The 23,640-nt window shown below is 73.7% G+C and carries 24 protein-coding genes; 23 read left to right on the forward strand and 1 reads right to left on the reverse strand.

Features of this window, described 5'->3' with window-relative positions:
- Positions 1 to 63: 63 nt before the first annotated feature.
- Both ABFY07_RS35145 and ABFY07_RS35150 read left to right on the forward strand, forming a co-directional pair.
- Positions 64 to 633 carry a TetR/AcrR family transcriptional regulator gene (locus ABFY07_RS35145; RefSeq protein WP_346178388.1) on the forward strand — a complete coding sequence of 190 codons (570 nt, stop codon included), beginning with the start codon at positions 64 to 66 and terminating at the stop codon, positions 631 to 633.
- A gap of 95 nt (positions 634 to 728) precedes the next feature.
- Positions 729 to 1,907, forward strand: a complete 1,179-nt coding sequence (locus ABFY07_RS35150) for a GDSL-type esterase/lipase family protein (protein WP_346178389.1) — start codon at positions 729 to 731, stop codon at positions 1,905 to 1,907.
- A gap of 15 nt (positions 1,908 to 1,922) precedes the next feature.
- On the opposite strand, the gene ABFY07_RS35155 is transcribed toward ABFY07_RS35150, so the two are convergent.
- On the reverse strand, positions 1,923 to 3,494 hold the full coding sequence (locus ABFY07_RS35155; RefSeq protein WP_346178390.1) for an MFS transporter: 1,572 nt from the start codon (positions 3,492 to 3,494) through the stop codon (positions 1,923 to 1,925).
- Between the two features lie 386 nt (positions 3,495 to 3,880).
- Here ABFY07_RS35155 and ABFY07_RS35160 point away from each other — a divergent pair, with 386 nt between their 5' ends.
- From ABFY07_RS35160 to ABFY07_RS35260, 21 genes are all read left to right on the forward strand, one after another.
- Positions 3,881 to 4,663: a helix-turn-helix transcriptional regulator gene (locus ABFY07_RS35160; protein WP_346178391.1), complete on the forward strand. Its 783-nt coding sequence runs from the start codon at positions 3,881 to 3,883 to the stop codon at positions 4,661 to 4,663.
- Positions 4,664 to 4,941: 278 nt separating this feature from the next.
- Positions 4,942 to 5,193, forward strand: a complete 252-nt coding sequence (locus tag ABFY07_RS35165; RefSeq protein ID WP_065959905.1) for an acyl carrier protein — start codon at positions 4,942 to 4,944, stop codon at positions 5,191 to 5,193.
- Between the two features lie 36 nt (positions 5,194 to 5,229).
- Positions 5,230 to 6,465, forward strand: a complete 1,236-nt coding sequence (locus tag ABFY07_RS35170) for a beta-ketoacyl-[acyl-carrier-protein] synthase family protein (protein ID WP_346178392.1) — start codon at positions 5,230 to 5,232, stop codon at positions 6,463 to 6,465.
- Complete coding sequence (locus tag ABFY07_RS35175) at positions 6,462 to 7,694, forward strand: beta-ketoacyl synthase N-terminal-like domain-containing protein (protein WP_346178393.1); 1,233 nt, start codon at positions 6,462 to 6,464, stop codon at positions 7,692 to 7,694. The genes ABFY07_RS35170 and ABFY07_RS35175 overlap by 4 nt, the downstream gene beginning before the upstream one ends.
- Positions 7,695 to 7,702: 8 nt before the next feature.
- On the forward strand, positions 7,703 to 8,824 hold the full coding sequence (locus tag ABFY07_RS35180) for a beta-ketoacyl synthase N-terminal-like domain-containing protein (protein ID WP_346178394.1): 1,122 nt from the start codon (positions 7,703 to 7,705) through the stop codon (positions 8,822 to 8,824).
- Positions 8,821 to 10,767: an alpha/beta fold hydrolase gene (locus tag ABFY07_RS35185; RefSeq protein WP_346178395.1), complete on the forward strand. Its 1,947-nt coding sequence runs from the start codon at positions 8,821 to 8,823 to the stop codon at positions 10,765 to 10,767. Before ABFY07_RS35180 ends, ABFY07_RS35185 begins: the two co-directional genes overlap by 4 nt.
- Positions 10,767 to 12,071 carry a beta-ketoacyl synthase N-terminal-like domain-containing protein gene (locus ABFY07_RS35190; protein ID WP_346178396.1) on the forward strand — a complete coding sequence of 435 codons (1,305 nt, stop codon included), beginning with the start codon at positions 10,767 to 10,769 and terminating at the stop codon, positions 12,069 to 12,071. The genes ABFY07_RS35185 and ABFY07_RS35190 overlap by 1 nt, the downstream gene beginning before the upstream one ends.
- Complete coding sequence (locus tag ABFY07_RS35195) at positions 12,068 to 13,168, forward strand: beta-ketoacyl synthase N-terminal-like domain-containing protein (RefSeq protein WP_346178397.1); 1,101 nt, start codon at positions 12,068 to 12,070, stop codon at positions 13,166 to 13,168. Before ABFY07_RS35190 ends, ABFY07_RS35195 begins: the two co-directional genes overlap by 4 nt.
- Before the next feature lie 7 nt (positions 13,169 to 13,175).
- Positions 13,176 to 13,988, forward strand: a complete 813-nt coding sequence (locus tag ABFY07_RS35200; RefSeq protein WP_346178398.1) for an SDR family oxidoreductase — start codon at positions 13,176 to 13,178, stop codon at positions 13,986 to 13,988.
- A gap of 77 nt (positions 13,989 to 14,065) precedes the next feature.
- Positions 14,066 to 15,157, forward strand: a complete 1,092-nt coding sequence (locus tag ABFY07_RS35205) for an alpha/beta hydrolase (protein WP_346178399.1) — start codon at positions 14,066 to 14,068, stop codon at positions 15,155 to 15,157.
- Complete coding sequence (locus ABFY07_RS35210) at positions 15,154 to 15,480, forward strand: hypothetical protein (protein WP_065959892.1); 327 nt, start codon at positions 15,154 to 15,156, stop codon at positions 15,478 to 15,480. Before ABFY07_RS35205 ends, ABFY07_RS35210 begins: the two co-directional genes overlap by 4 nt.
- Positions 15,480 to 15,887, forward strand: coding sequence for a hypothetical protein (locus tag ABFY07_RS35215; protein WP_065959890.1), 408 nt, complete (start codon positions 15,480 to 15,482; stop codon positions 15,885 to 15,887). The genes ABFY07_RS35210 and ABFY07_RS35215 overlap by 1 nt, the downstream gene beginning before the upstream one ends.
- Complete coding sequence (locus ABFY07_RS35220; protein ID WP_346178400.1) at positions 15,881 to 16,288, forward strand: hypothetical protein; 408 nt, start codon at positions 15,881 to 15,883, stop codon at positions 16,286 to 16,288. The genes ABFY07_RS35215 and ABFY07_RS35220 overlap by 7 nt, the downstream gene beginning before the upstream one ends.
- Positions 16,289 to 16,362: 74 nt before the next feature.
- On the forward strand, positions 16,363 to 17,496 hold the full coding sequence (locus ABFY07_RS35225; protein ID WP_346178401.1) for a beta-ketoacyl synthase N-terminal-like domain-containing protein: 1,134 nt from the start codon (positions 16,363 to 16,365) through the stop codon (positions 17,494 to 17,496).
- A gap of 25 nt (positions 17,497 to 17,521) precedes the next feature.
- Complete coding sequence (locus tag ABFY07_RS35230; protein ID WP_346178402.1) at positions 17,522 to 18,505, forward strand: ACP S-malonyltransferase; 984 nt, start codon at positions 17,522 to 17,524, stop codon at positions 18,503 to 18,505.
- Between the two features lie 75 nt (positions 18,506 to 18,580).
- Positions 18,581 to 18,835: an acyl carrier protein gene (locus ABFY07_RS35235; RefSeq protein WP_065959886.1), complete on the forward strand. Its 255-nt coding sequence runs from the start codon at positions 18,581 to 18,583 to the stop codon at positions 18,833 to 18,835.
- A 1-nt stretch (position 18,836) separates the two neighbouring features.
- Positions 18,837 to 19,805 (forward strand): 3-hydroxyacyl-ACP dehydratase FabZ family protein, encoded by a 969-nt coding sequence (locus tag ABFY07_RS35240; protein ID WP_346178403.1) that lies wholly within the window; start codon positions 18,837 to 18,839, stop codon positions 19,803 to 19,805.
- Positions 19,806 to 19,809: 4 nt separating this feature from the next.
- Complete coding sequence (fabG, locus tag ABFY07_RS35245) at positions 19,810 to 20,553, forward strand: 3-oxoacyl-[acyl-carrier-protein] reductase (protein WP_346178404.1); 744 nt, start codon at positions 19,810 to 19,812, stop codon at positions 20,551 to 20,553.
- Positions 20,554 to 20,600: 47 nt separating this feature from the next.
- Complete coding sequence (locus ABFY07_RS35250) at positions 20,601 to 21,317, forward strand: 2-hydroxychromene-2-carboxylate isomerase (protein WP_346178405.1); 717 nt, start codon at positions 20,601 to 20,603, stop codon at positions 21,315 to 21,317.
- Between the two features lie 85 nt (positions 21,318 to 21,402).
- Complete coding sequence (locus ABFY07_RS35255; RefSeq protein WP_346178406.1) at positions 21,403 to 22,332, forward strand: alpha/beta hydrolase; 930 nt, start codon at positions 21,403 to 21,405, stop codon at positions 22,330 to 22,332.
- A gap of 50 nt (positions 22,333 to 22,382) precedes the next feature.
- Positions 22,383 to 23,640, forward strand: a 1,258-nt coding sequence (locus ABFY07_RS35260) for an acetyl-CoA carboxylase biotin carboxylase subunit (RefSeq protein ID WP_346178407.1), incomplete at its 3' end; no start/stop codon positions are given.

Consider the following 23,640-nt stretch of genomic DNA (forward strand, 5'->3'; position numbering starts at 1 on the left):
CGGGGCCCTGCCTAAAGCCTTTAGGTAGATGCTGTATGGTTGTAGGCAAAAAGGAGGAAGGTTATGGTGAGAGCAGGGCTGACTCCGGAGCGGCTGACCCTGGCGGGAGCGGAACTGGCCGACGAGGTCGGTTTCGACCAGGTGACCGTCTCGGCGCTCGCCCGGCGGTTCGACGTCAAGGTCGCGAGTCTGTACTCGCACCTGAAGAACTCCCAGGAACTCAAGACCAGGATCGCCCTGTTCGCCCTGGAGGAACTCGCCGACCGGGTCGCCGACGCCCTGGCCGGGCGGGCGGGCAAGGACGCCCTGGCCGCCTTCGCGGACGCCTACCGGGACTACGCCCGGGAGCACCCCGGCCGCTACGCCGCCGCGCGGCTCCGGCTCGATCCCGAGACGGCGGCCGCCAGCGCCGGGGTGCGGCACGCACAGATGACGCGGGCGATCCTGCGCGGCTACGACCTGACGGAGCCCGACCAGACGCACGCGGTGCGGATGCTGGGCAGCGTCTTCCACGGCTACGTGAGCCTGGAGCTGGCCGGAGGGTTTGAGCACAGCGCCCCCGACGCGCGGGAATCCTGGGCGTGGATCGTGGATTCGCTCGACGCTCTGCTGCGGAACCGGGCCACGCCCTGACCAGGTGAGCGCGGCCGCCGAAGGCGGTCCGACGCGCCGCGCCGCGCTCCGGCGCGCATGAACAACCCGGAATCTTCGAGCAACAGGTTGAGGCAATGAGCGCTGAACACGACTGGATCACCACGCCCGTCACCGTGGACCTCCTGCGCGGTTTCCTCGATGTGGAGGCGACCGCGCACGGTCTGCTGCCGCATCGGCTGCCCGCCCGGGCGCGCCGGCAGATCCCCGACGACCAACTGGCCGTGGCCGAGGCCCAGCCCTCCGGCGTGCGGTTGGCCTTCCGTACCCGGGCCACCGCGATCGAACTGGACACGCTGCCCACCAAGCGGGTCTACCGGGGTTTTCCGGCACCGCCGGACGGCGTGTACGACCTGGTGGTCGATGGCCGTCTCACGGCGCAGGCCACGGTGGCCGGCGGTAACGTGCGCACGATCACCGACATGTTCACCCAGTCCTCCGAGCTGACGGAGGGGCCCGCCGGCACCGCCCGGTTCGCCGATCTGCCCGCAGGTGACAAGGCCGTCGAGATCTGGCTCCCGCACACGGAGATCACCGAGCTGATCGCCCTGCGCACCGACGCCCCCGTCGAGCCCGCGCCGGACAGCGGGCGCAGGGTGTGGCTGCACCACGGGAGTTCCATCAGCCACGGCTCGAACGCCGGCCACCCGACGGCCATCTGGCCGGCCCTGGCGGCCGTTGAGGGCGGAGTGGAGCTGGTCAACATGGGGTTCGGCGGCGGCGCGCTGCTCGACCCGTTCACCGCCCGCGCGATGCGTGACACACCCGCGGACCTGATCAGCGTCAAGGTCGGCATCAATGTCGTCAACGCCGACGTGATGCGGCTGCGCGCCTTCGTCCCGGCGGTCCACGGCTTCCTCGACACGATCCGCGAGGGGCATCCGACGGCACCGCTGCTGGTCGTGTCCCCCATCCTGTGCCCGGTGCAGGAGGACACGCCGGGCCCGCTCGCGCCCGACTTCGACGGCGGCACCCTGCGGTTCAAGGCGACGGGCGATCCGGCCGAGCGGGCGGCCGGGCGCCTGACCCTCAATGTCATCCGTGACGAGCTGGCCCGGATCGTCGAGCGGCGGGCGGCCGACGACCCGAACCTGCACTACCTCGACGGCCGTGAGCTGTACGGCGAGAGGGACCACGCGGAATTCCCGCTGCCCGACGGGATCCACCCCGATCAGGCGGGACACCGCCGCATCGGCGAGAACTTCGGGCGGCTCGTGTTCGGTGACGGCGGTCCTTTCGCCGCTGCGAGCGGCTGACCGGGCCGTCGGCGGTCAGTCGCCTTCGGCTGCGGGCGCGGGGGCGGTGGGCCGGCGGAAGGTCCACCAGATGACCGCGGCGCCGACGACGGCCACCGCGGCGCCGACCACGGCCGCGACATGCATGGCGTGGACGAAGCCCTGGTCGGCGAAGTCGGACAGCCGGGGGAGGGAGAGCCGCTGGGCGAGGAGGCGGGTGGCCTCGGGGGACTCCTCGGCGGCGGCGGCCGAGTCGGCGGGCAGGTCGCTCAGCTTGGGGGTGATCTCGTCCCGGTAGACCCCGGCCAGGACGGAGCCGAGGACCGCGACCCCCAGGACGCCGCCGATCTGCCGCATCGAGTTGTTGACGGCGGAGCCGGCGCCGGTGCGGTCGGGGGGGAGGACGGACATGATGGCCTCGGTGGTGGGGGCGATCGCGGCGCCCATGCCCAGGCCCTGGAGGACGAGGAAGACCCAGAACAGGCCGAGCCCGGTGTGCTCGTCGAGGAAGACGTAGCCGAAGAAGCCCGCCGTGGCGATCAGCATGGCGCAGGTCACCACGGACCGGACGCCGTAGCGCCGGACCAGCCGGGCCGACAGCGGGGCGCCGAGCAGCACGCCGAGGGCCACGGGGGCGATGGACAGGCCGCACTCGAGCGGGGTCTGACGGTGCACGCCCTGGAGATAGAAGCTGGTGTAGTACATCGAGCCGTTGACGCCGAAGAACGTGAGCATGATGGCGACACTGGCGCCGGTGAACCGGACGTCGCGGAAGAGCCGTACGTCGAATCCGGGACTCGACACGCGTAGTTCGATCACGACGAAGACGACGACCAGGACCGCGCCGCCGGCGAGCGAGCCGAGCACGGCGGGGCCGCTCCAGTCGCCCCGGTGGCCGCCCTCGATGACGCCCCAGACGACGGCGAACAGGCCGGCGGTGGAGAACACCACCCCGAGTGGGTCGAACTTCTTGCGGACCTTGGTGACCACGCCGGGGAGGTAGAGGAACGAGCCCACCGCGCACAGCACCACGATCGGCACGTTGACCAGGAAGACCGACCCCCACCAGAAGTGGTCCAGGAGCGCGCCGCTGAGCATCGGGCCGGTGGCGATGGCGATGCCGCTGGAGCCGGACCAGATGGCGATGGCCGTGGCGCGGTGCCGCTCGTCGAAGACCTGGGCGATGAGCGCGAGCGTCGCGGGCATGATCAGCGCGCTGCCCAGGCCCATCACGCCCCGGGCGACGATGAGTTCGTCGGCGGAGCCCGCGTAGGCGGCCCAGACCGAGGCGGCGCCGAAGACGAGCATGCCGGTGAGCAGCAGCCGGCGGTGGCCGTAACGGTCGGCGAGCACCCCGCCGGTGAACAGCAGCACCGCGAAGACCAGCGTGTAGGAACTGATGCTCCACTGGAGCTGGTTGGGGCTGGCGCCGAGGCCCTCGTCCGGGTCGGCCAGGGTCTTCAGCGCGACGTTGAGCACGGTGTTGTCCAGCCACACCGCCAGTTGGGACAGGACGAGCACCGACAGGGCCAGCCACTGGCGGCCGGTGGGCGACCCGGGCGGGTCGGCCGCCGCGGCGGCGGTCGTCGCGGTGTTCTGTGCAGCCATGTGTGCGGCGCCTTTCGGGACCCGAGGGTGAGAGGGGGTCCGCCGTCGTACGGCAAGGGACTCGTGCTGGCTTCAAGCGAAGTTATCAATGGGGGGCGGAAGCCGCAGCCTCTTGGGCACATGGGCAAGGCTTATCTCGGCCTGACCGAAGCCTGATGGAAGCCTGACTTAAGCCATGCTGAAGCCCGGCTCGAGCCGGACTCGGTCCTGGTGGGTGGCATTTTCCTGCCGAAGATTGAGCATATATACCCCCTAGGGTATCCCTTGCGGTAAGGGCGCGCCCTCGTTACTGTGCCGAAAAGGGGATCCGGGGGTGTCCTTTGAGCCATTTTCGAATTCAACCAGATGACGTGGCGCCCATTGATGGAATAGCGGGGGAACTGGGCGTGAGGGGGGCGATTCGGGCGGAGCCGCAGACCGGGCCGGACCACTTGGAAGAGACCCTCGGGGAGGCGTTACGCCTGCTCGAGTCCGCCGTGCACCACCACCGGCGCGCCACGCTCGCCTGTGTGACGGCCGACCTGCCCGTGGACGGCGAGGCGGTGGCCGGATGGGTGGCCCGGCTGGTGCTGCGGGCCGAGGAGGACGTGATCTGGGCGCTCCCGGAGCTGGCCTCCGAGGAGCACGCCAAGCTGACCGCCCAGACCCTCGCCCAGCTCCTCGACAAGGGCGTCAGAGCCCGGCTGTTGTGCCCGCACCCGGTGATCCGGGGCGCGCGCTGGCAGCGGAGCATGGGGGAGCTGGGCCCTGGCCTGGAGGTCCGGATGTCCGGCGCGGTCTCCCAGGAGTTGGTCGTGGTGGACGGCGCGGCGGTCATCGCCCCCGACGCGGCGCCCGGGGAGCCGGGCGGGTCCCGCGCCTCGATGATCCAGAACTCGACCGTGGCCGACATGCTGCACCGGCTGCTGAGCGGCATGTGGGACGCGGCGCAGCGCCCCATGCGGCCGCTGTCCTTCGAGGGCGGGGCGCGGGGGCGGGTGCTGCGCGAGGTCCTGATCCTGATGGCCGAGGGCTACAAGGACGACGCGGCGGCCAGGAAGCTCGGCCTTTCGGTGCGTACGTACCGGCGCTATGTGGCCGACATCATGCGGGACCTGAGGGTGGAGTCCCGGTTCCAGGCCGGGGTGCGGGCCGCGCGCGCGGGGCTCATGGAGGGCTATCCCGACTGACGGGTGCCGGCCCGGCTTTATGGCCTGAAGCGCACGGCCAGAAGCGCATTGCCCCGGCCCAGCACGAGCGCTGGCAACTTGCTGCCGATTAACCGGGCGCAACACCTGGGGCCGGGGCGGGTGCGGCAGCTATATGACAGCCGGGGTTACCAACGGGTCGCCTGGGCCGAGCCCATGACAGGTAGTGGACTCGGGGGTTGTCGGGCTCTGGAACCGGCGATTAGCGTCATGGGAACGTTCCTCGCTTTGCCCATGCCCAAAAATGGAGGTGTGCGGTAATGGCCGCCATCGTCGAAGAGCGCCAGGAAACAATCAAGGAAATTGTGACGGATATCCTTGAGATAGATCCGGACGAGGTCACCGAGACCAGCCTCTTCAAGGAAGAACACGACGCGGATTCACTGCGCGCCATCGAGATTCTGGCGGCCCTGGAAAAGGAGTTCAACGTCGTCATCGCGCAGTCGGAACTCAGCCGCATGGTCAACCTCGAGGGCGTCTATACGGTCGTCTCCGAAGCGGCCGGCTGGTAACGAATCCGTGGCGGACTCAAGCGAAGGCAGGGCGATATGCAGGGTGAGGCGGCCCGCAGGGTCGTGATAACGGGCCTCGGCACGGTGTCCGCCATCGGCGTCGGCACCGCCGAGTTCCTCGCCGGGCTGCGGTCCGGCAAGAGCGCCGCGAAGCCGATCACCGCTTTCGACACCGAGGGGTTCGACCACACCACGGCGTGCGAGATCACCGACTTCGACCCCGGCGAGTGGATCCACCACCTCGATCCGCGCACCCTCGGGCGGGCCGCCCAGTTCTCCGTATCGGCGGCCCGGATGGCGCTGGCCGACGCCGGACTGACCGACCACGACCTGCGGGACGTCGCGACCCTGATCTCCGTCGGCACCACCGACGGGGAGTCCAGGGACCTCGACCACCTGGTCGAGGTGGAGGTCGACCAGGGCCCCGAGCAGATGGACCCCGTCGTCGCCCGACGCGTCCCGGCGGGCCGGCTCTCGGCCGCCGTCGCCCAGGAACTCCGCCTCACCCGGGTGGAGGCGGTCACCCTCCCCACCGCCTGCGCGGCGGGCAACTACGCGATCGGCTACGGCTTCGACGCGATACGCGGCGGAGATGTGGACTTCGCCCTGTGCGGCGGCGCCGACGCCCTGTGCCGCAAGACCTTCACCGGTTTCTACCGGCTGGGCACCATCGCCCCCGAGCGCTGCCAGCCTTTCGACATCGACCGCAGGGGAATCCTCACCGGCGAGGGCGCGGGCATTTTGCTGATGGAGAGCCTGGAATCGGCGCTCGCCCGCGGTGCCCGTATCTACGCGGAAGTCCTCGGATACGGCCTCAACTGCGATGCGCACCACCCCGTGGCCCCGCATCAGGACAGCGTCGCCCAATGCATGCGTATCGCTCTCGACAATGCCGAAGTCAAGCCGGAGGAAGTCGACTTCATCTCCGCGCACGGCACCGGCACCAAGGCCAACGACGTGACCGAGGCGCGCGCCATCCGCCAGGTCTTCGGCGACGACAACCCGCCCCGCACCGTGTCCGTCAAGTCGATGATCGGCCACACCATGGGAGCCGCCAGCGCGCTCGCCGCGATCGCCTGCTCCCTCGCGCTCACCGAGGGCTTCATCCCGCCGACCATCAACCACGTCCGGACCGACCCCGAGTGCGGCCTCGACGTCGTCCCCAACGAGGCCGTCGCCGCCGATGTGAAGGTCGTGCAGAACAACGGGCTGGCCTTCGGCGGCAACAACGCCGTCGTGATCTTCGGCAAACGCGACGCGGACTGGTCATGAGTCAGCTGGTGACCGGCGCCGGTGCCGTGGCGAGCGTGGGCGAGGGCGTCGACGAGGTCTTCCGGGCGCTGTGCGCGGGCACCAGCGGACTCAGCGAACTGCGCGGCTTCGACCGGGACCGGTACCGGGCGCGCCACGCGTACGAGATCGACGACCGCCCCGCCGAGGGCGGCGACATCCCCGGCCGCGCCACCGCGTGGCTGCTGCGGGCCGTCGCCGAAGCCGCCGCCCAGGCAGGGCTCGGCGACGACCTGAGCCGGGTGCCGGTCCTGGTCGGCACCGGCCTGCGGGAGCTGCGCTCGGCCGAACTGGCGTGGTGCGACGGCGTGCCCCTCGACCCCGGCCGGCTGCACTTCGGCCCCGCGCTGCGGGCGCGCTTCGGCGCCGAGCGCAGCTACACCTTCTCCGGCGCCTGTTCGGCCTCCCTCTACGCGCTCGCCCTCGCCGCCGACCTGCTGGCCACCGGCGCCGAGGACACCGTCGTGGTGGCCGGGGTCGACACCCTCACCGAGAGCATGTACGGGCTCCTGGACCGGGTGCACGCCGAGCCGCCCGAATGCGTCCGGCCCTTCGACCGCGCGCGCCGCGGGGTGTTGATGGGCGAGGGCGCGGCGGCGGTGGTGCTGCGACGGGAAGAGAGTCAGGAAGAGAGTCGGGAAGAGAGCGCTGTCAGCGGTGCGGTCCTGGGGCGGCTGCGGGCCGTCAGCATGAACTGCGACGCGCGCCATGTCACCGCCCCCGACCCCGACGGGATCGCCGAGGCGGTGCGCGAGGCACAGGGGCGGGCGGGTGTCGCGCCGGGCGACATCGACCTGGTGCTGCTGCACGGCACCGGCACGCTGCTCAACGACGAGGCGGAGGCGGCGGCCATCGCCGAGGTCTTCGGCCGTGACGCCGGGGCGCCCCTGATGACCGCCATCAAGTCCATGACCGGCCACACCTCGGGCGGCTCCGGGCTGCTCAGCCTGATCGTGGCGCTCCGGGCGCTGTCCTCGGGGCAGGTCCCCCCGACCCTGGGGCTGACCGACCCGGTGGCGGAGGCGGCCGGCTTCCGCTTCGTACGGGAGCGGGTGGAGGGCGCCGAGCTGCGCCTCGCGCAGGTCGACGCCTTCGGGTTCGGGGGCGTCAACGCGGTGGCGATCGTGGAGCGGGCGGGCGCGTCGGGCGCGGCGGCCGGGGCGGGTGCGGCGGGCGTGGTGGCCGGGGCGGACGGGAGGGACGGAACATGACCCCCCGGATGTCCGCGACTCTTCCGACGGTGGTCGTCACCGGCGTCGGGCTGGCTCTGCCGGGCGCCGACACGCCCCGGCAGCTGCTGCGCGCCGCGCCCAGCCGGCCGTACGAGCCGTTCGAGCCGTTCGACACCGGCGCCCGCATCGGCCGCCGCGGCCACCGCTACAAGGACCGCGCGACCCGGCTGGCGCTGTGCGCCGCGCTGGACGCGCTGCGGGACGCCGCCCTGATCCCCGGTGACAGCGAGGAACTGACCGTGCCGGGCGGGACGGTGGGCGTCGTCGCCAGCTCCAACCTGGGCAACCTCGACACGGCCTGTCTCACCGCCGCCGCCATCGCCAAGGAGTCGACCGCCGCCCTCAGCCCCATGGGCCTGCCGAACGCCTCCAGCAATGTGATCGCCTCCTGGGCGGCCATCCGCTTCGGTCTGCGCGGGCCGAACCTGATGCTGTGCAACGGCGCCACCTCAGGCCTGGACGCCGTGCACTGGGCCGCCACGCTGGTGACCTCCGGGCGGGTGCGCCGCGCGCTGGTGATCGGCGTCGAGACGTGCAACCCGGTGGTCGAGGGGCTGTTGAACAGCCCGGCGGGGGACCCGGCCGGGGAGGCGCCTGGGGGCCCGGCCGGGGAGGCGCCTGGGGGCCCGGGCGGGGAGGCGCCTGGGGGCCCGGGCGGGGAGCCGCTGTTGGACGGCGCCGCCGCGCTCGTCGTCGAGGGTGCCGCCTGGGCGCGCGACCGCGGCGCCGAGCCCGTGGCCGCCCTGGGCCGCTACGAACGCCGGGCCGGGCTCGCCGAGTGCGTCCGGGCGCTGCTGCCCGAGGACCGCGCGCCCGGCGTCTGGTTCACCCCCGGGACCTCCCCCGGGCCCCGGGCCGCCGGGGCGGGGATGCTCCCCGGCACCGTCCCGCGGTACGACCTGACCGCCGCCTTCGGCCGCGCCTCCGGCGCGCTGGGCGTGCTCCAGTGCGCCGCCGCGGTCGGCTGGCTGGGCGAGGCCGGGGCGGGCGCGGGGGACGCGCTGGTCACCAGCGGCGACGACCCCGCGGACGCCGTGGCCGCCCTGCTGCTCCGTCCCCCCGGGCGGCCCGCGGCCGGCCCCCGGCAACCGGGCGGAGCCGCCGCGTGAACCCCGCGTACGCCGAGGAGCCGCCCATAGCCGTACGGCGGATCCGCCCGGCCGCCGCCCCCGCGGTCTCGGCCTCCGCCGACGACGCTCCCGCGCGGATGCTGCTGCTGCACGGGCTGGCCGGTGGCGCCTCCGTGTGGGAGGGCCTGGGCGCGCTCGCCGGCCCGGCGTGGGAGCTGTGGGCCGCCGACCTGCCCTGGAACGGCTTCGCGCTGCCCGGGTGGTGGGGCCGGCCGCCCGCCCACTGGGTGGAGCGGGCCGTGGCCGCCGTGCCCGGGGGACCCGATGTGGTCGTCGGCCACTCCTTCGGCGCGAACGCGCTGCTCGCCTGGCTGGCGAAGACGGAGGCGGAGGCGGAGACGGAGGCAGGGGCAGGGGCGGGGGAGGCCGCGCGTCGCCCCCTCGGGGCCGTCCTCGTCTCCCCCTTCTACCGGCCGCGCGAGGACGACTTCGACTGGGCCACGCTCTCGTACTACGTCAACCAGTTCGACCGGATGCTGGAAGAGGGCCTGCGGGTCGGTGCCGGCGACCGGCTGCCGCCCGAACTGCGCCACCAGATGGCGCTGAAGGTCCGCGACTGCGTCGGCCCGTGCGGCTGGCTGAGCTTCTTCACGATGTATCTGGACACCCCGCGGCTGCCCGTCGAGGAACTGCGGACCCCTTTCCTGATCGTCGCCGGGGAGCGGGACGAGGCCGCCCCGGCGGCCGAGGCCGAGCGGCTCGCACGGGCGCTGCCCCACGCCGACCTGCGCGTCCTCACCGGCGCCGGCCACTTCCCGATGGTCGAGCGCGCGGCGGAGTTCTCGGACGCGGTGGGCGGCTTCCTGGGGCGTGTCCGCGACGCCGCGCGCCCGGCGGGACCCCGCGCGCCCGGCCCCCGCACCACCGCCGCCCGGGGCCCCCGGCCGGGCGACCCCCCTTCCCTCGATGGAGTACATCTGATGACAGCTGCGGTCGAGCCGACGTTGACCAAGGCCCTGCTCGCCGACACCACCACGGTGCGGCTGCGCCCCCGCTACGAGGGCTCCAACATCTGCACCTGGATCGGCTTCAAGCACGTCAACTACCTCGTGGAAGAGGCCGTGCTGATCCACTTCGCGCACTGCGGCATGCCGGCCCGGCTGCTGTACGAGGAGTACGGCCTGGGCCTGGACGTCGTCGGCCTGGACAGCCGCATCCTGCACGCGTTCCACATGGACGACGAGGCCGAGGCGGAGGTGGTGCCGGACACCTCGCCCGACGACGACACCCTCGGCTTCAAGGTGACCCTCCGGGTCGACCGCGACGGCTCCACCCTCAAGGCCGTCACCTCCAAGGTGCGGGTGTCGCTGCGTACGGACACCTATCTGGGGCTGCCCACCGAGATCCCCGGGGAGCTGGCCCGCTTCACCGTCGGCCGGCTCGGTGCCCACGAGGGAGCGGCGGAGGCGGCCCGGGCGGCGGCGGACGCCGCACCGGCGGCGGGCGGGGACGAGGCGGCGGTGCTGGCCGCCCTGACCGAGGGCCGCAACGCCCACGCCTGGAAGTGGAACATCTCCTACCCCTCCTGCCACTTCACCGAGCGCCTCCAGATGGACGGCTATCTGCGGCTCATGGAGGAGGCCAAGGACCGCTTCGTGCGGGACCGGGGCATCTCCATCAAGACGCTGCTCGACGAGCGCCAGTGGATCCCCGTCGTGCCGCACTCGGTGATCGACATCGTCGACGAGGCGCTGATGGAGGAGGACCTCTACACGGTCTACACCGTGGAGGAGATCTACAAGAACTTCACCTACACCTCCCGCATGGACTGTTACGTGGTCCGCGACGGCAGGCTCGCCCTCACCGCGACCGGCCGGATCGTGCACGGCTACGCGCTGATCGAGAACCGCCGCGACTGGCACCTAATCCCCTTCGACCGGCGGGTGCTGGACGCGCTCGGCGGGAAGCCGGACGGCAGCTGATGGACGGGGGCGTACTGGTCACCGGCCTGGGCGCGGTGAGCTGCGTGGGCTCGGGCGTGGACGCCCTGTGGCGGGGCATGCGCGCCGCGCGCAGCGCGCCGGTGCGGGTGCCCGACCCGCTGGCGCGCATGGACCATCCGCACATGTATCTGGTGCCCGAGGCCGAGGTGCCGGCCGGGCCCGCCACCGGGCACGGGGCGCAGGGCGGGCTGCCGCTGGGCCGCGCGTCCCGGCTGGCCGTCGGGGCGGCGCGGGAGGCGGTGGCGGACGCGGGGCTCACCGGCCTGGCCGGGGTGGACCCGCGCCGGGTGGCCGTCGCGGTCAGCAGCGGCATGGGCGACTCCGACCTGCACGAGCGGCGGCGCGCGGGCGGGCCGGCGGGGCCCGACCGGTGGGCGCCCGTCTTCCCGGTCGCCTCGGCGGTCGGCGCCTGGCTGGGCGCCCAGGGGGCCAACACCTGCCTCAGCAACGCCTGCGCGGCCAGTGGCTACGCGCTGTCCCTCGCCGCCGACCTGATCCGCTCGGGGGAGGCGGACGTGGTGGTGGCCGGCGGCAGCGAGGCGTACTCGCGGGTGGGGCTGGCCTGCTTCAACCGGCTGGGCGCGATCGACCCCGAGCGGTGCCGCCCGTTCGCCGCCGACCGGCGTGGGACGGTCTTCGGGGAGGGCGCCGCCGTCCTCGTCCTCGAATCGGCGGAGCACGCGCGCCGGCGGGGCGCGAAGACGGTGTACGCGCGCCTGGCGGGCACCGGCTGGAGCTGCGACGCCCACCACGCGACCGCGCCCGAGCCCGGCGGTGCGCAGATCGAGCGCGCGATGCGCGAGGCCCTGCGGGAGGCGGGGGCGCTCACGGACCCGGGGACGGCGGGGGCGGCTACGGGGCCCGGGGCGGTCCCGGGCCCGGGGACCGCCGGCGCGGCCGGGGCGGTCCCGGGCGCGGCCGGGGCGGGGCGGCTCGGGTTCGTCGTGCCGCACGGCACCGGGACCCAGCTCAACGACGTGGTGGAGGTCAGGACGCTGTCCGCGGTGCTCGGCGAGGCGGCCCCGCTCACCCCGCTCTACAGCCTCAAGGCGCTCCTCGGCCACACCGGCGGCGCGGCGGGCGCGTTCGCGGCGCTGGCCGCCGCGCTGGTGCTGCACCACGGGACGCTCCCGCCGAACGTGCCGGTGGGCGCCCTCGATCCGGAGTGCGAGGCGCCGCTGCCCACCGCGCCCACCCCCGTGACCGCCCCCTACGGCCTGGTCAACGCCTACGCGTTCGGGGGCAACAACGTCTCGCTGGTGCTCCAGGGGGCGGCGGCGTGAACTTAGGCGTGAATCTGGTGGTGTCGGGCGTCGGGACGGTGCGCGCCGAGGGCTTCGACTTCAAGACCGCGCTCGGCCCGCGCGGCTACAAGTACCTGCCCCCCGCCTCCCAGTTCTTCCTCGCCGCCGCCAAACGGGCCCTGGCCGACGCCGGTCCGCGGAGCCTGGAGGCGGTCGACCCGGAGCGCCGCGCCGCCGCGGTCGGCACCAACAGCGCGGCCGCCTCGCTGCACGACGCGATGGACCGCACGGTCATCGAGACCGGCGCCGCCGAGCTGAGCCCGGCCACCGCGCCGTACTTCTCGATCAACCTCTTCGGCAGCCGGCTGGCCACCGAGCACCATCTCCAGGGCTTCAACCTCACCTTCACCAGCCCCCGGGTCGCCGGTCTCGAAGCGCTCCAGAACGGCGGGCGCGCCCTCGCCGCCGGCCGGGCCGGCCGGCTGCTGGCCGGGGCCACCGAGCAGGCGCTGGCCGAGGGCGAGCCGGGGGCGGACACCTCCGAGGCCGGGGCGGTCGCCCTGGTGCTGGAGCCGGCGGCGGCCGTCGCGGCCCGGGGCGGGCGGGCGTACGGCACGGTGGCGGTCCGCTCGTTCTTCCTGCCGCCCGCCCTGGCCGCCTCCGAGGGCGGCGCGGAGCGCGCCCGGGCGCTGATTGAGGATGCGCTCGACGCCCTCGGCCACCCGGCCGGGGCGCCCGCGCCGGACGGCCCGCCGCCGGTCACGGCCGTGCTGGACGGCTCCCCGGTGGGCCGGGCGGTGGCGGCGGCGCTGGGGGAGCGGGCCGAGCACGTGCCCGCGGGCGCCGGCTGCCTGGAGCCGGTGGCGCTGGTCGCCGCCGCCCTGGCGGGCGGGGCGGGTCCGGCCCGGGTGGTGGTCACCGCGGCGGCGGAGGGGAACGCCGCGGTGTGCCTGGTCACCCCGGCCGGTCGAGCAGGGACCCAAGCCGCGGCACAAGACGCAACACGGTCCGGGACGCAAGCCGAGCGAGAAGCCGCAGCACAAGCCGAGGCGCGAGCCGGAACGCGAGCCGGAACGCGAGCCGCAGCACGAGCCGAGCGACAACCCGCAGCACGAGCGGAAGAAGGCGGAGGGTGAACGGCTGATGATCACTTCACTCGAGGGTTCCTGGTGCCTGATCCTGGGCGCCTCCAGCGGCATGGGCCTGGCCACCGCCCACGAGCTGGCGCGCGAGGGCGTCAACATCCTGGGCGTCCACTTCGACACCACCGACGGGCAGGAGAAGGCCGCCGTCGCGCGCGAGGAGATGCGCACCCACGGCGTCCAGGCGCACTTCTTCAACGCCAACGCCGCCTCCGCCAGAACCCGGGAGGAGCTGCTGCCGCGGTTCGCCGAGCTGACCGGCGGGGCGGGCGTGAGGATCCTGGTCCACTCGCTCGCCTTCGGCACCCTGCTGCCCTTCGTGGCACCCGAGACCGAGCCGGGCGTGACCTCCCGCCAGATGAACATGACGCTCGACGTCATGGCGCACTCCCTCGTCTACTGGACGCAGGACCTGTTCACCGCCGGGCTGCTGCGCGAGGGCGCGAAGGTGTACGCGATGACCAGCGGGGGCGGCGCCCGGGTCATGCCCAGCTACGGCGCCGTCTCCGCCGCCAAGGCCGCCCTGGAGTCCCATGTGCGCCAGCTCGCCCTGGAGCTGGCCCCCTCCGGCATCGCCGTCAACGCGCTGCGCGCCGGGGTGACGCCGACCCCGTCCATGGAGCGCATCCCCGACAGCGACCGGCTCGCCAGGCACGCGCGCGGGCTCAACCCGCACCGCAGGCTGACCCGGCCGGAGGACGTGGCGGAGGCCATCTCGCTGCTCTCGCGCACCGACTCGTCCTGGATCACCGGCAATGTGATCGGGGTCGACGGCGGCGAGAACCTGACCTTCACCCCCAACGACCCGACCTGACCTGCCCCTGCCTGATCCGACCCGGCCTGACCGGCCTGTCCGACCGATGTGACCCGACCGCACGCCGAGGACCGACGATGACCACTCCAGACACCGGCGACGCACCGCCGCGGCGCCCGGCCGGCGCCCTGGCCGCCCCCGCCGCGCCGCTGCTGGGCATCGCCGGTGCGGCCAAGCACGCGTACCAGCTCTACCACCCCCCGCTGCCCACCGGGCGCGCCCGCACACCCGCCGACCGGGGCCTGCCGATGCGCCACAAGACCGTGGTGGCCTCGTACGACGGCGTGCCGCTGCGCGCGTGGGTGGTGCCGGGCGCCGGGCCGCACACCGTCGTCGTCTGCCACGGCATGGGCCGCACCAAGTCCATGACGCTCGGCCACATCCGGCTGCTTCACCGGGCGGGCCACCACGTCGTCGCGTACGACATGCGCAACCACGGCGACAGCGGCGCCGACCGGGCGCTCACCCGCATGGGCGAGCGCTACACCAGCGACCTGCGGGACGTGGTGTACGCGACCGCCGCCGACCCCGAGCTGCGCGGCGGCGCCCTCGCCCTGTTCGGCTTCTCCTTCTCGACCTGGCCCGCCCTCCAGGTGGTGCCGCGCTCCCGGGTGCCGGTGGCCGCGGTGATCGCGGACAGCGGCCCGGCGTACGACGTCCCGGCCGGGCTGCGCCACTTCGCCGCGCTGCGCGGGCAGGCCCTGCCCCGGTGGCTGCGCGGGCCGCGCACCCTCGCCGCCCACCGGCGCGCCTTCGCGTTCTTCGCGCTGCGGATGCTGAGCCTCACCGACTGGCCGCCGGACCTGTCGGGGTGCGACACCCGGCTGATGTTCATCGGCAGCGCCCTCGACTCGTTCGTGGACCCCGCCACCGTCGAGCGGACCGCCGGCCACTACCCGGGCGCCCAGTACTGGACGGCGGCCGGCGCCCCGCACATGAGGGGGCTGCGGTTCGACGCGGCGGAGTACGAGAAGCGGGTCCTCGGCTTCCTGGCCGAGGCGTTCGAGGCGTTCGAGGTGTCTGAGGTGTCCGGTGTGCCCGACGCTTCCGTAGTGTCCGGGGCGTCCGGGGCGTCCGGGGCATCCGAGGTGTCCGGCGCGCCCGGGGCATCCGAGGTGTCCGGCGCGCCCGGGGCGTCCGGGGCGTCCGGCGGGGCGGAGGCCGTATGACCGACCACCTGCTCGTCGAGAGCGGCGGGCCCGAGTCCGGGGCCGCCTGCGAGCGGTTCGCCGGCGACGCGCTGCGGCTGCTCCAGGACGGCCACCACGTGGTGCTGTTCCTCGTCGAGAACGGGGTGACCGCCGCGCTGCCCGGCGCCTCCCAGGGCGTCGCGGCCTTCCTGCGGAGCGGCGGCGAGCTGTGGGTGGACACTTTCTCGGCCGCCCAGCGCGCCCTGGTGGCGGGCGACCTGCTGCCCGGCTCCCGCATGGCGGACATGGACGAGGTGGCGGACCGGCTGCTCGCCCCCGGCTCGCGGGCGGTGTGGCACTGATGGCCTGGACACCGCCGCGCACCGAGGTGCTGCTCCAGCTCTCCGGGGCCCCGCACCAGACCGAACTGGTCGGCTCGGCCCTGCGGCTGACCACCTCGCTGCTGGACAGGGGCGCGCGGGTGCAGGTGTGGGCCTGCGGCGACGCCACCCGCCTGACCTGGGCGGGCCTGGGCGACACCAAGCCGCGCAACTACGCCGACTGGGACCGGGAGTACCCCTCCGCCCCCCGGATCGTGCGCGAGCTGCTGACCGACCACCCGGACCGCCTCCACTGGTACGTGTGCGCCTTCTGCTCCGAGGAGCGGGGCACCGCCGACCAGATCCCGCAGGTCCGCAGGCGGCCCCTGTTCAAGTTCGCCGAGCACGTGGCGGCCGCCGACAAGTGTCTGACGCTGGGGGTGTGCTGACCGTGTCCGAGGCGACGGCCCGCTGGCTGGTGATGATCGAACGCGCCTACCGGGGCGCGGTCGAGCGGCAGTTCGCCGATGTGCTGCCCCTGGTCGTCGAGCTGCACCGGCAGAGCGGCGGCACCGATCTCGCCCTGCGCGGCCTCGCCGCCAGCTACGCCCTGGACACCGACTACGAACCGGCCCTGCGCATCGGCCGGCGCACCCTGGACACCCTCACCGACCCGCGCGCCACGCTGCGCGAGACCCTCGCCGCGGGCGTGGCCGTGCTGGTCGAGGAGCCCGACCTGACCGCGCTCGGCCGCACCGCCGCGGACCGGCTCCTGCCCGGCGTACGCGTCGTCGAGGGAGGCGGACTGGCCGCCCGCTGGCCCTCGTACGAACAGGTGTGGTTCCTGTGACCGGCCCCCGGCGCGCCGGCGCGCCCGCCGCGCACACCCCAGCCTCCACCCCTACCGAAGGAGTACACGGATCCATGGTCTACGCCACCGTCACCGGCGGCCCGGTCATCTCCGCCTGGGCCGCCGTGTCTCCGCTGGGCCTGCACGGGGCGGACTTCTCCACCGGGCTGCGCTCCGGACGCAGGGCCGCGGGGCCACTGGACCCCGAGGAGTGGTCCGTGCCCTTCCAGGAGGCCTGCCTGGTGCCCGACTTCCACATCAAGCAGATCCTCGGCCGCAAGGGCACCCGCTCCATGGACCGGGCCACCGGGCTGGCCGTCACCGCCCTCGGCCGGCTGCTCACCGACGGGGACGCGACCGGCGAACGCCTCCCCGGCGTCGGCGAGGACACCGGCGTGGCGCTGGGCACCAGCACCGGAAGCGCCCAGTCCATCATGGACTTCACCCGCGACTCCCTGGTCAGCGAGCGCCCCTTCTTCGTGGACCCGGCCCGCTTCCCCAACACCGTCATGAATTGCGCGGCCGGGCAGTCCGCCATCTGGCACGGGCTCAAGGGCCCCAACACCACCGTCGCCGGCGGCCGCGCCACCGGGCTGCTCACCCTGCAGTACGCGCTGCGCCTGCAACGCGCCGGGCGGGCCGGCACCGTGCTGTGCGGGGCCGTCGAGGAGTTCTCTTCCGCCCGCGCCTGGCTGGAGTGGCACGCCCGCGCCGACGGCGACACCGCGGCCGTGCTCGGCGAGGGCGCGGCGGTGTGGCTGCTGGAGCCGGAGGAGTCCGCGCGCGAGCACGGCCGGGGCGGCCTGGTCGATGTCGCGGGTGTCGAGTTCGGCTTCGCCGCCGACCCGGAGCGGGCCCGCACGGTGCTGGCCGAGGTGGTCCGGCGGCTGCTGGACCGTACGGGCACGGAGGCCGGGCGGCTGTGGGCGGTGGCCGACTCGCAGGCGCCCGGCGCGGAGGGAGAGGCGGAGCGCGCCGCCCTCGCCGAGGTCCTCGGCGGCCACGAGCCGCTGCGGGTCGCGGCCGCCGACTCCATCGGGGACACGTACGCCGCCTCGGCGGCCTTCCAGATCGCCGCCGTACTGGCGCTCGCCGAGCGGCGGGAGGCGGCCCCCGGCAGCCCGGCCCTGGTCACCTCGGTCGACCGGGACGGCGTGGTCGGCGCGGCCCTCCTGCGGACCCGGCCGCACGCGACCACGCAACCGTGAGGGACACCATGAGGAGCTGGCTGAGATGACGAACGGGACCATGGAGAAACCGGAGCGGGACGGCGACCCGGCGGAGCCGCGCAGCGCGCTGGTGTTCCCCGGGCAGGGTGCCCAGAAGCAGGGCATGGGCGAGGCCTGGCGCGAGACCGAGTCCTGGCCGCTGGTCGCCGGGATCTCCGAGTACACCGGCGTCGACGTCGAGGACCTGCTGCTGAAGGCCGACGACGAGACACTGCGCCGCACCGACCTGGCCCAGATCGCCGTGTTCACCACCGAGGTGCTCGCCCACCGCGAGGCGGCCGCCGCCGGTGTGCTGGGCGAGGTGGCCGCCTGCGCGGGGCACAGCCTGGGCGAGTACACGGCGCTGTACGCCTCGGGGGCGCTCTCGCTCGCCGACACCGCCCGCCTGGTCGCCGCCCGTGGCCGGGCCATGCGCGCGTGCGCCGAGAAGTCGCCCGGCACCATGGCCGCGGTGGTCCGCCTCGACGAGGAGACCGTGGAGGAGCTGGCCGCGCGGACCCGCGAGGCGGGCGAGGAGCTGTGGGTCGCGAACATCAACGCGCCCGGCGCCATCGTGGTCTCGGGCACCGCCGACGGCGTGGCCCGGCTCGGCGAGTCGGCCGTGGAGAGCGGCGGCAAGGTGATTCCGCTCGCGGTCGGCGGCGCCTTCCACAGCCCGCGCATGGCGGACGCGGCGGCCGAGCTGAAGGCGGCGCTGGCCGCCGTGGAGTTCGCCGCCGAGCACATGCCCGTCGTCGCCAACGTGGACGCCCGCCCCCACACCGGCGGCGACGGGTGGCGGGACCTGGAACTGCGCCAGCTCACCAGCCCCATCCGCTGGGACGCTTGCGTGCGCACCCTGGCCGAGGAGCTGGGCTGCACCCGGTTCGTGGAACTCGGCCCCGGCCGCCAGCTGACGGGGATGATCCGCCGCATCGCGGCGGGCGCGGTGACCGTCCCGGTCGACTCCTCCGCCGCCCTCACCAAGCTGACCGCCGAAGCCCCCTGAACAACGCCGAGAACGCCGAGAAGCTTCAGAACGCCGAGAACGCCCAGAACGCTCAGAACCGCGAGGAGAATCCGCATGGCCGACACCGCCGCCGCCCTGGACCTGGAGGAGCTGCGCGCCTTCGTCGCCGACGTCCTCGACGTCGAGGAGGAGGATGTCACCGACGACGCCGACTTCGTCAAGGAGCTGGGCGTCGACTCGCTCATGGCCCTGGAGGTCATGGTCGTCCTGGAGAAGAAGTACTCCGTGAAGCTGCGGGAGCAGGAGATGAAGGAGATCACCTGCCTGCGGAACGTCCATGACCTGCTGGCCTCGAAGCTGGGGAAATGAGGTGACGGCGACGGCGTGCGGCCCGGTCGACGGCGCGGTCGAGGTCGTCGACCCCGGATCCCCGGGCAAGCGCCCGGCCCGGACCGCGGTCCGCATCGACGCCACGGAACGGGTGTTCGCCGGGCACTTCCCCGGCTTCCCGGTCCTCCCCGGCATGTGTGTCGTGGAGTGCGCCCACCGCGGCGCCCTGGCCACCCTCCCCGAACCGGGCGAGGCCTGGGCGCTGATGGCCGTCGAGTCCTCCCGGTTCACCGGCCCTGTCCTCCCCGGCGACCTGCTGACCTGCGAGATCACCTGGTCGCGCGAGGACGGGGCCTGGCGCTGCCGGGTGGCCGCGGCCACCCGGCGCGGGCCCGCCGCGCTCGTACGGCTGCGCTACGCCCGCGACGGCGGGCCACGGCCGGCCCCCGAGGCCCCCAGAGGCTTCCAGGCCCCCGGTGAGCCTTCGGCCCCGCCCGGGGATCCGGCACACCGGGTGGCGATCACGGCGAGCGCGCTCAAGCGGCTGCTGCCGCACCGCTATCCGATGCTGCTGGTCGACCGGGTCACCGAGCTGGTGCCGGGCGAGCGGGCGACCGGCTGGAAGGCGGTCAGCGGCAATGAGCCCTGGTACGAGGGGCTGCCGGACAAGGCCGGCGACCAGGACCACCACTACCCGTGGACGGTCCTGGTCGAGTCGTGGTGCCAGGTCGCCGCGGTGCTGGTGACCCGCGACCGGCCGAATCCGGAGGTGCTCAGCGGCCAGGTGATGCTCCTGGGCGGCATCACCGACGCCCGGCCGGCCCGCCCGGTCGTTCCCGGCGACCTGGTCGAACACCGTGCACGGCTGACCCGCCGGGTGGGCGACACCTTCGTCTTCGAGGGCGAGAGCCGGGCCGGGGGCGAGGCCGTCCTGACGGTCGGCCGCATGGTGATGACGACGCGTCCGGCCGCCGACCTGACGGCCGCGACCCCTACCGGAGGTGAGTGACCGGATGACCGACCCCGTGAACCGCGTCGCCCTGGTCTCCGGTGGCTCGCGCGGCATCGGCCGCGCCACCGTGCTGCGGCTGGCCCGGGACGGCTTCGACGTCGCGTTCTGCTACCGGTCCGGCCCCGACGCCGCGCACGCCCTGGAGAGGGAGGCGGAGCAGCTCGGCGGCGGGCGGGTCGTCGGCAGGCGGGCGGACGTCTCCGACGCCGACTCGGTGCGTGAGCTGGTCGCCTTCACCGAGGAGCGGCTGGGCCCCATCGACGTCGCGGTCACCTCGGCGGGCATCACCCGGGACAATCCGCTGCTGCTGATGAAGGACGAGGAGTGGCGGCAGGTGATGGACGTCAACCTGGACGGCACGTTCCACCTGTGCCGCTCGGTGGTCTTCGGGATGATGAAGCGCAAAACCGGCTGCATCGTGAACATCTCGTCGGTGGCCGGAGTCCACGGACACGCCACGCAGAGCAATTACGCGGCGTCCAAGGCGGGGATCATCGGATTCACCAAGTCGCTCGCCAAGGAGGTCGGCCGCTACGGCATCCGGGCCAATGCGGTGGCGCCCGGATTCATCGACACCGACATGACCGCCACGCTGTCGGAGAGCGTGCGGAAGCAGATGTCGGGAAGCATTCCGCTCGGCCGCTTCGGCCGCCCGGAGGAGGTCGCCGACATGGTGGCCTTCCTGGTCGGGGCGGAGTATGTGACGGGAGCGGTGTTCGAGATCGACGGCGGCATCGTCATCTGAGCCGGCCGGAGGGAAAAGCCGGACGGGAACGGAAAGGGGGACCGGCGATGGCCCGGGAGCGCGGCAGGGTGGCACGCTTCTATTTCAATTTCCGCAGTCCGTACAGCTGGATCGCCTACCGTGATCTGATGGACCGCTATCCGGATGTCGCGCAGGCGGTGGAATGGCGCCCGTGGTGGGAACCGGACGCGGACGGCGAGCGCCTGATGAACGAGCACGGCGAGACCTTCCCGTACACCCCCATGTCCCGGGAGAAGCACCTCTACATCCTCCAGGACGTACGGCGCCTCGCCCGCGCCCGCGGGCTGGACATCCGCTGGCCGGTGGACCAGGACCCGGTGTGGGAGGTGCCCCACCTGGCGTACTTCCCGGCGCTGGACGCCGGGCTCGGCCCGCGGTACATCGAGCGCGTCTACCGGGCCCGCTGGCAGGAGGGCCGCGACATCTGCGACCCGGCGGTGATCACCGGCGTCGCGGAGGAGCTGGGGCTGCCGGCCGACCGGCTGGCGGGGGCGGCCGGGGACCGGGAGCTGCGCGAGGGGCGGGGGCTGGCGGCGCTGCTCGCCCTGGGCCGGGACGGGGCGTTCGGCGTCCCGTTCTTCCGCCACGGCTACGACCGGTTCTGGGGGGTGGACCGGCTGCCCGCGTTCGTCGAGTCCGTCCGCGCCGGGCCGCGCGGGGGCGCGCCGGCCCCGCCGCCGCCCGGCCCGGACCTCGCCGCCGCCCGCTCCGCGGACCACGGCCACGCCGGGGGCTGCGGCTGACCCGCACGACCCGGATCGCACACGAAACCGAGACGAGACAGCTCTGACTCCCGACGGACACCCCACCCCTCCCCGGAGGACGCAGATGCCCGAGCCACGGCAGAAGCCGGTACGGAACTCCGCGCTGAGATCCCGCGCCCTGTCGGTCGCGGCGCTGCCGCTGGCCCCCTTGTACGGGGCCTGGCTGGCGTACCGGGCCTTCCATCCGCGCCGCCGGGCGCCGCACGAGTCCCCGCGGGACCACGGGCTGCCCGGCACGGAGCTGAGGATCCCCTTCGCCGCCCGGAAGTACATCCACGCCTGGCTGTGCCCCGGGTCGGAGCGGAAGGTGGTGGTCCTCGGGCACAGCATGGGGACGGACAAGACGCGCAGCCTCGGCCACGCCAGGTTCCTGCACGACGCGGGCTACACCGTCTGCCTGTTCGACCACCGCAACCACGGGGCCAGCAGCGTCGACCGGGCGCTGCTCGGCCTCGGCGACCGGTTCGCCAGCGACATCACCGCCGTTGTCTCCCATCTGCGCGGCAGCCTGGGCTACGGCCCGGCCCGGATCGCCGTCTACGGCTTCACCTTCTCCTGCTTCTCCTCCATGTGGGCGCTGACGCACGAGGGCTTCTCCGTGGACGCGCTGGTCTGCGACAGCGGCCCCGGCCACGACGTGCCCCCGCTGCTGCGCAAGTCCCTGGAGGCCGGGATGTTCCCGCTGCCGGGGCTGCTCAGCGGGGAGCCGTCCCGGTCGGTGGTCACCGGGGTCATGTGCGCGCTGGGGCCCGCCATGGTCCGCGCGCAGTGGCCGCCGCCCACGACGGGGAAGTTCGCCGAGATACCGCTGCTGTTCATGTCGGGGGAGCGGGACGACATCGTGCCGCCCTCCTCGGTGGACGCGCTCGCGGAGCGCTATGACCAGGCCGAGACGCACGTCCTGCCGAACGCCGGACACCTGCTCGGCCTCGAGACCGATCCCGAGGCATACGCGAATGTCGTACTGGATTTCCTCAAGCGGGCCCTGGGGTAGCCACCGACCGTCCGGGACGGACGGTTCTTCTGACAGAGGGAAGAGAGAGCATGAAAAAGGTGCTCATCGCCAATCGTGGCGAAATCGCGGTCCGCGTTGCCCGTGCCTGTCGGGATGCCGGGATCGCGAGTGTTGCGGTCTATGCCGATCCGGACCGGGACGCGGTGCATGTGCGCGCGGCCGACGAAGCCTACGCGCTGGGCGGTGACACACCAGCGGCCAGCTACCTCGACCAGGCCAAGGTCCTGGCCGCCGCCGCCGAATCCGGCGCCGACGCCGTCCACCCCGGCTACGGCTTCCTGTCCGAGAACGCCGACTTCGCCCAGGCCGTCCTGGACGCCGGCCTGACCTGGATCGGCCCCCCGCCCGCCGCGATCCGCGACCTCGGGGACAAGGTCGCCGCCCGCCACATCGCCCAGCGCGCCGGCGCCCCCCTGGTCGCCGGCACCCCCGACCCCGTCTCCGGCTCGGACGAAGTCCTCGCCTTCGCCCAGCAGCACGGCCTCCCCATCGCCATCAAAGCCGCCTTCGGCGGCGGCGGCCGCGGCCTGAAAGTCGCCCGCACCCTGGAAGAAGTCCCCGAACTCTACGACTCCGCCGTCCGCGAGGCCGTCGCCGCCTTCGGCCGCGGCGAATGCTTCGTCGAGCGCTACCTCGACAAGCCCCGCCACGTCGAGACCCAGTGCCTGGCGGACACCCACGGCAACGTGGTCGTCGTCTCCACCCGCGACTGCTCCCTCCAGCGCCGCCACCAAAAACTCGTCGAAGAAGCCCCCGCCCCCTTCCTCACCGACGAGCAGAACGCCGAACTGCGCCGTGCTTCCAAGGCCATCCTCAAGGAAGCCGGCTACGTCGGCGCCGGCACGGTGGAGTTCCTGGTGGGCACGGACGGCACGATCTCCTTCCTGGAGGTCAACACCCGCCTCCAGGTCGAACACCCGGTTACCGAAGAGGTCACCGGCATCGACCTGGTCCGGGAGATGTTCCGCATCGCCGACGGCGAACCGATCGGCTACGACGACCCGCCGATGCGCGGCCACTCCTTCGAGTTCCGCATCAACGGCGAGGACCCCGGCCGGGGCTTCCTCCCCGCCCCGGGCACCGTCACCACCTTCGCGCCCCCCACCGGGCCGGGGGTGCGGCTGGACGCGGGGGTGGAGTCCGGGTCGGTGATCGGCCCTGCGTGGGACTCCCTGCTGGCCAAGCTCATCGTCACCGGCGCCACCCGCGCCCAGGCCCTCCAGCGCGCGGCGCGGGCGCTGGCGGAGTTCCAGGTCGAGGGCATGGCGACCGCGATCCCCTTCCACC

It is taken from the genome of Streptomyces sparsogenes subsp. cuspidosporus (assembly GCF_039532705.1).
Classification (GTDB): Bacteria; Actinomycetota; Actinomycetes; order Streptomycetales; family Streptomycetaceae; genus Streptomyces; species Streptomyces sparsogenes.